This is a genomic window from Bacteroides sp. HF-162 (assembly GCF_015679285.1).
Classification (GTDB): domain Bacteria; phylum Bacteroidota; class Bacteroidia; order Bacteroidales; family Bacteroidaceae; genus Bacteroides; species Bacteroides uniformis.
In genome coordinates this window covers 353,677-365,411 of the sequence record NZ_CP064937.1, presented here as the reverse complement: position 1 = coordinate 365,411, position 11,735 = coordinate 353,677, and the positions used below count along the sequence as shown (strand labels likewise).

Genomic DNA, 11,735 nt, shown 5'->3' with positions numbered 1-11,735 from the left:
TCATGCTTTATACTTTTAGGGGAAATAGTAATGGATGTTAAATGAGTGTCGTTATTTGATAAGATAGTATTATAAAGTTTGTTGTCAAAAGTCTACTTTTGTCAAGCCTGATTGAAATTTGATAATAATCATATAATGTTTAACCGTTAATGAAATGAAAAATGCTTATGGGAAAGGAGTAATATGTATACCAACCACTTTATAAATAAGGTATATTTAATTTTTCCTCAAAAAGAGAAGTTTAACCTTATATTAAACGGTAGATGCCGCCAGGCAATACCAATTCATTAATCTAAGAAAAATATAAGTATGAATTTAAATTTCAGAAGAACCGCGCTGCTCGTAGGTATCTGTTCGGCTGTCAGCCTGACTTATACTCCGCAACTTTTCGCCGCATCGGTCGATGCAATAGATGCTGTGCAGCAAGCAAAAAAAATCACAGGTACTGTAACAGATGCAATGGGACCGGTTATCGGTGCTAATGTATTGGAAAAAGGCACCACAAATGGTGTTATTACTGATATTGACGGTAATTTCACATTGAATGTTCAGCCGGGAGCAACGATTGTTGTGTCTTTTATCGGTTATCAGCCGCAAGAAATCGTAGTAGGCAACCAGACTAATTTCAAAATTCAGCTGAAAGAAGATACGGAATTGCTGGATGAAGTAGTCGTAGTAGGTTATGGTATTCAGAAGAAGAAACTGGTGACAGGTGCTACGGTTGAGGTAAAAGGTGAAGACATCGCAAAATTAAATACCACGCAGGCATTGGGCGCTTTGCAAAGCCAGTCTCCGGGTGTAAATATTCAGGCCGTTTCCGGTCAGCCAGGCGATGGATTTAAAATTAATATTCGTGGTGCTGGTACTAACGGAAATACAGCTCCAGTTTACGTCATTGATGGTGTAGCCGGTGGCGATATTAACGCCTTGAATCCTGCCGATATTGAACGTATTGATGTGTTGAAAGATGCTGCATCTTGTGCAATTTACGGTTCGAGCGGTGCCAACGGTGTTATCCTTGTTACTACGAAGCAGGGTAAGGTAGGAAAGGTTTCTGTATCTTATGATGGAAACATAGGCTGGGCAAATGTATATAAGATGCCTGATATGCTGAATGCCAAAGAATATATGGCGGTAATGGATCAAGTAGCCTATAATAATGGAGGCCAACCGTATGATTGGTCAAAATTCGTAGATGCTGATTTGCTGACTGCTTATCAGAATGGTACCAATCCAGGTACAGATTGGGTAAAAGAATTCCGGAATAAAAATGCTGTGGTTACTAATCATGCGTTGAATGTAACAGGTGGTTCTGAATTCTCCAAGTTTTCGACAGGTATAGGCTATCAGTATCAGGATGGTGCATTCGGTGGTCCAGTGAAGACTGACTATCGTCGTTTTACTTTCCGCATTAATTCTGAGCATGTGATATACCGTAAGGGAGATATGGATGTGATAAAGTTTGGTGAGAATATATATTATCAGCACAAACAGAATCAAGGTGTGCAGTTAGGTAATCAATATTCGAATGACCTTTCTAATGCTTTGCGTGCTATTCCTCTGATTCCTGTATATAATGAGAATGGTGATTTCTTCATGTATGATGATTTGAAGAATTTTGGAACGAGTGCTAATGGTATACTTGATTATACTGCATATGCTTCTAATCCGATGGCTCACATGGTATATAATCAGGCTGGGAATAATAAGAATAAGAATTTTAATCTGAACACAGCGGCATATCTGGAAGTACAACCACTTAAGAATCTTATTTATAAAGGTCAGGTTAGTTACAAACAATGGTCAAGTTCATGGCGCTCATATCTTCCTGTTTACCGCATTAATAATCAGGGGGATAGCCGTGATAAAGACCAAACGATAAATAACGTGTCTTTGGGTTGGAACTGGAGTTTGACTAATACGTTGAGTTATCGGTTTGATATTACAGACTTACATCATTTTGATGTTTTGGTTGGTACAGAGTATTCTAAATCAAGACCAACTTATGGCGAATCAGTAGAGGCAACCGGTTATAATAGTGCTTTTGGCGACTTTACGCATGCTTATTTACATAATACAGAACGTAAAGCTACTGCTACAGTAGATGGTTATCCCTCGGATTATGGTTCTAAGATGTCTTATTTTGGACGTCTGAATTATGACTTTAAGGAAACTTATATGTTTTCTGCTATCATTCGTGCCGATGGTTCGTCTAAGTTTGCGAAAGGCAATCAATGGGGATATTTCCCATCATTCTCTGCTGGTTGGGTTATTTCAAACGAGGCTTTTATGAAGAATACTGCTTCTTGGCTTGGTTTCTTGAAAATCCGTGCTGGTTGGGGACAGAATGGTAATGACAATATCCCTAATTCAAATTGGCGTGCCGGTTACGAGTTTGGCGATTATGGCCTTTATACATTTGGCTCAGATAAGAATGGAGGTACAACCGGAGCTTACCCGAATCGTCTGGCTAACCCCGATTTGACATGGGAAACTTCAGAACAGACCAATATCGGTATTGATGCCCGTTTCTTGGATAACCGTCTGAGTTTTACCATGGACTGGTATAACAAGCAGACGAAAGATTTGTTAGTGGAAGTGGGTACCAATGCGGCTTCCGGTTTCTCTTCTCAATATCAAAATGCCGGTACGGTAAAGAATACTGGTCTTGAACTTTCAATGGGCTGGAGAGATCAGATTGGTAAGGAGTTCAAGTATGGAGTGAATGTCAATATGGCCTATAATAAGAATGAAGTGACGGAGGTTAATAACGCCAATCATTTTATTGAAGGCGGTAATGATTTGTTGGCTCAGAGTACGGGTCGGTTTGTCCGTATGGAAGAAGGACATCCTATTGGCTATTTTTATGGTTATAAGACGGACGGTGTCATTCAGAACCAGAATGACTTGCAGGCATATCTTGACCAGAATTGTAAAGGCAATGCGGCAAACTCTAAGCAAGGTGCAAGTATTAAACCGGGCGATTTGAAGTTTGTGGATGTTGATGGAAATGGGGTGATTAATGATGATGATAAGACTGATTTGGGTAATCCTCATCCTGACGTGACAATGGGGCTTACGTTAAGTGCGGAATATAAAGGATTTGATTTCTCTGTAACAACCTATGGCGCTTTTGGTGCACAAGTGGCTCGTTCTTGGAGAAAGTTCTCAGACGGACAGTATGAAAACTATACGACAGAAGTTTACGATTACTGGCACGGAGAAGGAACCTCAAACAGATATCCGCTGCTTGCGCCGGGAAATAGTGGACAGAATTTCCAGGCCATTTCAGATATTTATATTGATGATGCCGACTATGTTCGCATTCAAAATCTGACAATAGGATACGATTTCAAGAGAATTTGGAAGAACTGTCCGTTCCAGCAACTTCGTGTGTATGCTGCTGCACAGAATCTATTTACTTTTACCGGTTATAAAGGGATGGATCCGGAGAATGGTAGAGCTCTCAATGACAAAGAACCGTGGGTAACCGGTGTTGATGTAGGTAACTATCCTCAACCTCGTACTTATATGGTAGGTGTTAATGTTAAATTCTAAAATTGATACATGATGAAAAAAATAGCATATTTAATAGGGGCAGCTTTGATGATGGCAGGAACGTTTACTTCTTGTAGTCTGGACTCGATGAGTCTAACGGAAAAAGATACGACCAATTTCCCTAAAACGGCTGAAGATGCCAATCAGGCTTTAGCTGCCATATATCAGAACCTGAATAATGTCAATGCTTTTCCGCAGCAGTCTTTCTTGTATAATTCCCTGCTGGCTTGCGATGATATGTTGGGTGGTGGTGGTCCCAATGACAAGTTGATGCAATCTTTAGACCTTCTTTGTAATACGGGTACAAATGCTACGCAGGATTACTGGGTGGCTCGCTATCAAGGAATCAACCGTGCCAATACGTTGTTGGAGGCTCTTGCCGGTATTGAAATGGATCCGGAAGTAAGAGCGCAGGCTGAGGGCGAAGCCAAGTTTCTTCGTGCTTTTTATTACTACGAGTTGGCTTCCATGTATGGCCGTGTACCTTTGGTGATTACTGCTTTGTTGCCCGAAGATACTACTCCTCCGACTGCCGCTGTTATCTGGGGGCAGATTCTGCAGGATCTTCGCGATGCGGCTGCAAATATGCCGGCTGTTCGTAAATCGGATGGGCATGTTGATAAATATACGGCTGAAGCTATGTTAGGACGTGCTTGGTTGTATTATACCGGCATGTATGGCAATGGTGAAACTCTGAACGATTTGGTTAGTACGAACTATAGTCCGTTGACTTCAGTTGATTTGCCTGATGGGACAACTTTGACCAAGCAGGATGTGATTGGATATATTGATGATTGTGTGAATAATTCCGGTTATAGTCTTGTTCCTGAGTTTCGTAATTTGTGGGCATATACCAATAGATGTACGGTAGAAGATTTTCCGTTTACTGCCGGTCAGGGGCTGAAATGGGTAGAAGATGATGCAGCGGTAAATCCCGAATCCATGTTTGCCATTAAATATAATAAACTTGCATCTTGGAGCACTACTATCGGTTATGGTAACGGTTATGCTCTGCATTTTGGTGTACGTGGCAATGATCAGGCCAATTCTTTCCCCTTTGGACAAGGATGGGGGGCCGGTCCTGTAGCTCCCAATCTTTATAATGATTGGAGTGCGGCAGAACACAATGATGCCCGTCGTCCGGCCTCCGTATTCAAGACGGAGGATATGCCGAGTTATAATAAAGGTGGTGGTGACGGCTTTATCCAAGAAACAGATTATTATCAGATGAAAATAGGTTCTATTATGGCTTATAATACGGGTGAGGCTGGAAATAAAACGATTGAACCGGTATTTGAGAAGATAATGTATGGTGCCGACGGCTGGATTAATGATAATCTGATGCAAACCGGTTCTATTCATGATTTGGTTTTGATTCGTTTTGCGGATGTATTGTTGATGCAGTCTGAATTGAAGGAAGATGTTAGCGGTATAAACAGAGTGCGTAGTCGTGCCGGACTTGAACCTATTGGTACATATTCGTTGGCTGCATTGCAGAATGAACGCCGTTGGGAACTCTGTTTTGAAGGTACTCGCTGGAACGATATTCGCCGTTGGCATATTGCTGCCGATGCCCTTGAAAGACAGACGGGAGCAAAAGTTTATACAAATGGGGTTGAAAGCCGTAATGTGGCGCAGAACGGTGGTTATGCCGCACGTTATAAGGCTACGGCAGGTTTCCAGAAGATTCCCGAAAACCAAGTCCTCTTGAATGAAGGAAAGGTAGAACAAAATGCGGGTTATACGGATGCAAGTGCTGAGTATAATGGTTGGCAAGAATAGAATATGAATTTAAAATGAAAAAAGATATGAAAAAGATATTATTCGCAATGCCTTTGTTTGCAATGCTGCTGGTGGCTTGTGATCCGATAGTGGATGAAATCAGTCCGGATCCTAATGTCACACCGGAAAATCTTACTTTTGAACTTGTAGCCAAGAATCAGGGAAACAACAACATTCGGATTGTTCCTACTCCGTCACGTTATGTGAAGGTTTATGATGCTACGTCTGATACCAAGTTGGCAGAAGGTACGGCTCCGTCGGTTCAAGTAGCTCCTCCTAATAAAGAATTGCAAGTGTATATAACAGCCATTAATTCGGACGGCTCCATTACAAAATCGGCTTCCAAATCAATAGCAGTAACGGAGTACACGGATCTTCCTGCTATTTATGCTGATATCTTTGGTACAACTCCGGATGGTGGTTATGGCACAACAACTTGGACTTGGAATACAGAAGCCGAAGACGGCTGCTGGGGTAATGGTGGATTTCTGTCAAACACAGGTCCCGGTTGGTGGGTTGTCCGTAGTGGAGAAATTGATGGGCAGGCTATAGGTGCGGGACTACCTGATGACGGATTGAATGGTTGGTTCTCGCTTAGTCTGTCAGGTGTCCAGACAAGCCGTGGTGAAAGTGGCTCTGTAAAAGTTTCAGAAGATATGGTACAATCTGGATGGGATGTAGGTACAATTGAATTTTCTGGTACTATTCCTTTGTTGGGCGTACAACCTAATCAAGGAAATGCACGTCAGTATGTATATCACATCTTGAAAATCACAGAGGATGAACTTCGGCTTTGCGCACCTGAGCCAGGGGTGACTTCTGGAGGTGGTACCGCATGGTTCTGGAATTTCAAGAGAAAATAGTCAATATTGGATGTGCGGGCGGGTAATATCCGCCCGTATTCCTCAAGTAATAATCACATAAAAAACAAAGTGGTAAACAATATGTTTTGACAGCGTGTGAACTAGGATTCTCCATATTGTTATTTCTTGGCTCGTGGAATTTATCGTGTGATTGCATTAGAGATTATACGACATAGTCTAATTGGGGAACGTTTGTCGTAGGAAGTACTTTCAGAGCGTCAAGAGGATATCTCAATTTGGTTTATATAGGAGATCTTCCTTATACTCAAAGCATAGTTCAAACACTTGGTACTACTTTTACATTAATCCAGGCACATATACTATAAAATCTTTGAGTGCTACCAATGGAAATTATATTTATTGGGAGTATGGAAATGTTAGACAACCGCTTTCTGCAGGTAGGGCTTTCACAGTTCCTACGTCATTCTTCTCCACTGTGTTTTCTAAAGGAGCACTTTAAAATAATTAGATCTTATAAATAAGCTATTAAATTCAAAGCAGTTGTCGTTACCTCCGACCTCATTAGTCGTCCGTAACATCGGATAATTGTAAATGCATTAACCGAATAGTACAATTGTTTAATGGTTAAATCAGGAAAAGGCGGGTCGTGAGATTCGCCTTTTCGCATTCTTTCTCTATTGCCTTTCTGCATACAATTCACATTTCTTTTTGCATTACCCTTGATTTCCGGGCGCAGAATGTTCCTTTTTATCCCTTCACCTCCTTCTCCTATCCTCCTGTTCATCGGCTTTTTCGGTGAAACTGCTTTCCACCCTCATCGCCCCGTTTTTGCATCGCGCGACACACCGTAGTATCCCGGCATGGCCCGATAGATGGGTTGCGTGGGTTTCCCTACATTCTTCAGCTTGCCTTCTTGCTGCAACCGTTTCAGGTGGACGTTTGCGGTGGTGCGTGCCATGCCGCACAGCGCTTGGAAGTCACTGCGAATCAGCACGTCGTGGTCGGCAAAGTATTCTTTCAGCTTCATGTCTATCTCCACTTCCGAAAGCTTCAGGGAGTGGCGGGTGTATTTGCTGCGGATGGCACTGACTCCCGTCATCGCTTGTTTCAGCCTGACGTCGGGACGGAAGCTGATGCTCTTCAGCCGGAGTTTCAGGTGCTTGTTCGGGGTGCTGCGGGTCACTTTCTGTGTGGCTTCCAGGGTGGGGGCGAAGTAGCCCAGCCCTTCGATGTGCACCTCGTGCCCGTCGCGCAGTTCTTCGCCGCAGATTTGCGTCAGACAGTCTATCGCGTTCATTACGTCGCCCACCGTGAGCGAGCTGCGGGCATGTACGCGGTTGTAGAGCTGCCGCATGGTTATTTTCCCGTTGAGCAACGGGCGAGGATGGAGGCCTCTTTCTTCCGGGTCTTCCTCATTGGTGCCCGGATTCTCGTACCAGTCATATAGTATTGCCATATCAATAGGTTTTAGTGCGTTCAACGTATTTGCTTCTTCCCTCGGAAGTGTCTTTCTATAAGTGAACGACCCCGGTCGGCCGAACGAACAACTCTGGCTGTTCGATTGAACGACCTGGGTCAGCCGATTGGATAACTCGGGTCGTTCACTTATAAAGAATCGTGTAAAAGTACTGAAAATAAAGGGCTCTGCAGCATAAATAAGTATGTTTGTCGGCAGGAATGATTTTTGAAGAAAGCGGGACAACTGATAGCCTTTTCCGAAAGGCTGAAACATGCACAAAAAGAAATACCGAAACCGGGAGGAACGGGAAGAAAAGCGCCGCCGGAGCGCGAAAGCTGTAAGCGCACAACGAGGCTTTTTATCGTGTCAGTCTTGCCGAGGAAGCGGTCTGCAACTTGTTCCGTGCTCCGTTTCGGCAAAGAAGAGTCTTGACCTGACTGCTGCCGATATCTTCGACGAGCTGCAAAAGGCGCATCCCGCCCTGATGCGTGGCAGCAATCCCATGCAGTTCGGTTCAGTGCAGCTGCAGGCGGGACTGAAACGTCTACGGCAATGTATATGAGGTGGTGAGAAGGAAAAAGAAGTTTCACCAGAAAGGGCTGAATGATAGGGAAATAATGTGAATACTTATATACTAAGGCGGTCTTGTCCACATAGAAATAACCGCCTTTGCGCAGCTTCTCAAAGTCCTGGATGCCGATGTGATAAATATTTTCGCTCCTAATAACTGTATATTTTATACTTTTCTATAAAAGTAACTTTTTTATAAGAACAAAACAAGCGAAAGTTGCGATTTTCACTACTCCTTGTCGGATAAAAAACTTATCTTTGCGATTGAAACAATCTCTCGTTAATGATATGAAATACACATCATACTCTTATCCTTCAGGCAGGGCGGAAGTGGCTGCATTTGTTGTAACCGGCGGAGTGACGGAATACCATGTGATGATACATGCCACCGACCCGAAACAGACCTACCGTGAGCAGATGAATGCCGTGCTGGATGCGTATGCCGCTTTACTGAAAAAAGAATTGCCCGGAGCCGTGGCGGTTTTTAAAAGATATTTCTTGAGTGATGCCGCCAACCAGGCGGAACTGTTGCTTGCCGCTACGGCGGAAAGCTCCGATTGCGCGCTGTCCGTGGTGGAACAATCGCCACTGGATGGTACCAAGATTGCTTTGTGGGCATATCTGCAGACCGATGTGCAGACACGAGTGCTGCCAAACGGACTGTATGAAGTGAAACACGGTGCTTATCGCCAGCTCTGGATGGGAGGCAGCTTCAACCGTGCCGCCAATTCGGAATACCAGATGCGTCTTTTGCTCAACGACTATGCTATGCAACTGATGGAAGAAGGGTGTACCTTGGCCGACAATTGCCTGCGTACCTGGATATTTGTGCAGAATGTGGATTGCAATTATGCCGGTGTGGTCAAGGCGCGCAATGAGATGTTTGTCACTCAGAACCTGACGGAGAACACGCACTATATTGCCAGTACCGGTATCGGTGGGCGTCATGCCGACCCGAAAGTATTGGTGATGCTTGACGCTTTTGCCGTAGCGGGATTAAAGCCCGGACAAATCAAATATCTCTATGCCCGCACACATCTGAACCCCACTTATGAGTATGGAGTCAGTTTCGAACGGGGAACGGCGGTGGATTACGACGACCGCCGGCAAGTACTCATTTCCGGTACAGCGAGTATCAACAACCGTGGGGAAGTGATGTATGCCGGAGATGTACGCCGTCAGACAGAACGGATGTGGGAGAATGTGGAGGCTTTATTGAAGGAGGCCGATTGTGGCTTTGGAGATGTGGGGCATATCATTGTCTATCTGCGTGATATGGCGGATTATACCGTAGTAAAGGAGATGTTTGATGAACGCTTTCCCGATACGCCGAGAGTGATTACGCTGGCTCCTGTCTGTCGCCCGGGGTGGCTGGTGGAAATGGAGTGTATGGCGATGAAGAAAATCTCTGATTAAAAATATTATCTTTGGTTAATTGAATATTAGGCTGACAGTTGGTAAACGCCTACCTTTGTTGAAATTCTAATGTATAAGGATGAAAACACGTATCTTGCTTTTTTGTATCAGTTGCCTTCTTTGGGCAAGTTGTGGAAATTCCGGACAGAATTATGTGATTGAAGGAACGTTGCCGTCGGTGAAATACGACGGGGAATGGATATACCTCGTGCCGATGGAGAATGCACCGGGGCGGGTGGATTCTGTAAAGATAACCAATGCCTCTTTTTCTTTTTCCGGACAAGGGGAGGAGATGAGGGTGTTGCGTCTGCGCCATCTGCTGCGTATCTACATCCAGGAACTGCTGGTGGTGACGGAGCCGGGAACCATACATGTGAAGGCCGACTCTGTCGGTTCGGTAACGGGCACTCCGCAAAATGATGCCCTTCAGAAATGGAAAGAGGGGAGGGAAAAGAAGCAAGAGGCTTACCATTTCATCCGGACGGGACTACGGAATGCCACCGGAAAAGATTCACTGCATCTGATACGGATACGTGACAGTCTGAGGATGCAGGAGCAGGAAACGAACTTTCTGTTTTTGAAAGAGCAGGGAAACAATACGTTGGGGACATTCATGCGGAAGATGGTGCGTGGCTCCTTGACGGAAGAACAACAAAAACTGTTGGATGAAAGCTTGCAGAAGGAAATACATTGAATGGGGAGCGGCAGGAATCGGTGCTTTGGCGTTGTTTCTTTTTTTCTTCCGGATATTGCCCTATCATCTGTTCCATCGGGAGCAGACACAGCTCTTTTTGCTTGCCACCGAACCATTGGCCGGGTATCTGCGGCATCCGGCGGCTCTGGCACGTCTGTCAGGAGATTTCCTCACTCAATTCTTTTATTACGAAGGGGGTGGCCCGACCATAATGGCTGTCGTGCTGTTGCTTTGGGGAGTGGTGGTGTTTCGTTTGTTGGCTCCGTACATGGGACGTTGGGCGTGGATTCCTACGGTGTTGGCGGTGGCTTGGGAGGCAGGAAGGCAATGCGGATTGAGTTATCCGCTTTCCGGCACAATCGCTTTAACCGGTATCGGAGGTATTTTGTTGTTGTGCCGTAGCTGCATGCGACGTTCGTGGAAGTCGGGCTTACCGGTAAGCATATTGGCGGTATTGTCCGGCTATTGGCTGTTTGGCTGTGGCGATTGGTCGTCACGATGGTACAATATGCCCGATTTAGGGCGGGAATATCTTTTGGCGTTGGATTCGGAAATGTATTTCGGCCGTTCGGAAAAAGTACGGAAACTGTTGGCAGAGGGTGAATACCGTTCTCCGTTCACTGCCTATTATTATAATTTGCTGAATGCACAGCAGAACCGGCTTCCCGACTGGCTGATGGATGGTTATCAACCGGCTTCGCAAGGGCTGTTTCTGCCCGTGGCTCCCCATTCTACCTACCTTACTATTTATGCAGCCAATGAAGTCTGGTTTGCGTTGGGAGATATGACGATGGCTGAACATGCCGCCATTTTGGGAATGATTTTTTCTCCGCACCACACTGGGGCAAGAGCTGTCAAGCGTTTGGCGGAAATCAACCTGGTGAACGGTGATGAGGCGGCGGCCATGAAATATCTTCGTCTCCTGCAAAAGACAATGTGTTACCGTGATTGGGCAGAACGGCGTATTCCCGGAAAACAGACGGCCGAAGTTTGCCAATGGCTGGAACGGAAGCGGTTGTTGTTGCCTGCAACGGATACTTTACGTTCTTCTGCCAACATTCCGCTTTCACTTCGTCATTTGTTGCGTAACAATCCTGATAATGTGTTGGCATGCGATTACCTTCTCTGCTTTGATTTGCTGAATAAGGATATTGGTGCTTTCGCCCGGGATTATCAAGAGTTTGCTGCCCATCGGATACCTTCCAGACTATATGCCGAGGGACTGCTTGTCTATCTTGCGGGCAACAAGTCTCCACTGGATGAAGTGAGGAAGTGGAATATTCCGCCTCAGGTATTGGATGAGTTTGGCGATTATACCCGACTGTACGAGGCGAATGGTGGTAATGGTGCCTCTTTGCAAGCCAAATACGGAAAAACATATTGGTTTTATTTCCACTATGCTACGATGAAAAAGGAGAAGTGATTTATGATG

Annotated in this window: 8 protein-coding genes and 1 pseudogene; 7 read left to right on the top strand and 2 right to left on the bottom strand. The window is 44.8% G+C overall.

Going from position 1 to position 11,735, the window contains the following annotated elements:
- Window positions 1–309 precede the first annotated feature (309 nt).
- From ITJ87_RS01475 to ITJ87_RS01465, 3 genes are read left to right on the top strand one after another with little or no spacing between them, the layout of a single operon-like run.
- Window positions 310–3,558 (top strand): TonB-dependent receptor, encoded by a 3,249-nt coding sequence (locus tag ITJ87_RS01475; protein ID WP_117966679.1) that lies wholly within the window; start codon window positions 310–312, stop codon window positions 3,556–3,558.
- Between the two features lie 12 nt (window positions 3,559–3,570).
- Complete coding sequence (locus tag ITJ87_RS01470) at window positions 3,571–5,340, top strand: RagB/SusD family nutrient uptake outer membrane protein (RefSeq protein ID WP_117966704.1); 1,770 nt, start codon at window positions 3,571–3,573, stop codon at window positions 5,338–5,340.
- A gap of 26 nt (window positions 5,341–5,366) precedes the next feature.
- On the top strand, window positions 5,367–6,203 hold the full coding sequence (locus ITJ87_RS01465; RefSeq protein WP_117601331.1) for a hypothetical protein: 837 nt from the start codon (window positions 5,367–5,369) through the stop codon (window positions 6,201–6,203).
- Window positions 6,204–6,978: 775 nt separating this feature from the next.
- On the opposite strand, the gene ITJ87_RS01460 is transcribed toward ITJ87_RS01465, so the two are convergent.
- Window positions 6,979–7,620: an HU family DNA-binding protein gene (locus ITJ87_RS01460; protein WP_117601313.1), complete on the bottom strand. Its 642-nt coding sequence runs from the start codon at window positions 7,618–7,620 to the stop codon at window positions 6,979–6,981.
- A 274-nt stretch (window positions 7,621–7,894) separates the two neighbouring features.
- Between ITJ87_RS01460 and ITJ87_RS01455 the strand changes: the two genes are divergently transcribed.
- A complete protein-coding gene (locus tag ITJ87_RS01455; RefSeq protein WP_226791241.1) occupies window positions 7,895–8,185 on the top strand; it encodes a DUF3874 domain-containing protein in 291 nt (96 codons plus the stop codon).
- Between the two features lie 49 nt (window positions 8,186–8,234).
- Here the strand turns inward: ITJ87_RS01455 and ITJ87_RS01450 are convergent.
- A pseudogene (locus tag ITJ87_RS01450) lies at window positions 8,235–8,348 on the bottom strand (AAA family ATPase); the annotation flags it as partial.
- 133 nt (window positions 8,349–8,481) lie between these two features.
- Here ITJ87_RS01450 and ITJ87_RS01445 point away from each other — a divergent pair.
- From ITJ87_RS01445 to ITJ87_RS01435, 3 genes are all read left to right on the top strand, one after another.
- Window positions 8,482–9,609 (top strand): Rid family hydrolase, encoded by a 1,128-nt coding sequence (locus tag ITJ87_RS01445; RefSeq protein ID WP_117601312.1) that lies wholly within the window; start codon window positions 8,482–8,484, stop codon window positions 9,607–9,609.
- Between the two features lie 79 nt (window positions 9,610–9,688).
- Window positions 9,689–10,303 (top strand): DUF4369 domain-containing protein, encoded by a 615-nt coding sequence (locus ITJ87_RS01440; protein WP_005824998.1) that lies wholly within the window; start codon window positions 9,689–9,691, stop codon window positions 10,301–10,303.
- Window positions 10,275–11,726: a DUF6057 family protein gene (locus tag ITJ87_RS01435; protein ID WP_117966673.1), complete on the top strand. Its 1,452-nt coding sequence runs from the start codon at window positions 10,275–10,277 to the stop codon at window positions 11,724–11,726. Before ITJ87_RS01440 ends, ITJ87_RS01435 begins: the two co-directional genes overlap by 29 nt.
- The last annotated feature ends 9 nt before the right edge of the window (window positions 11,727–11,735 follow it).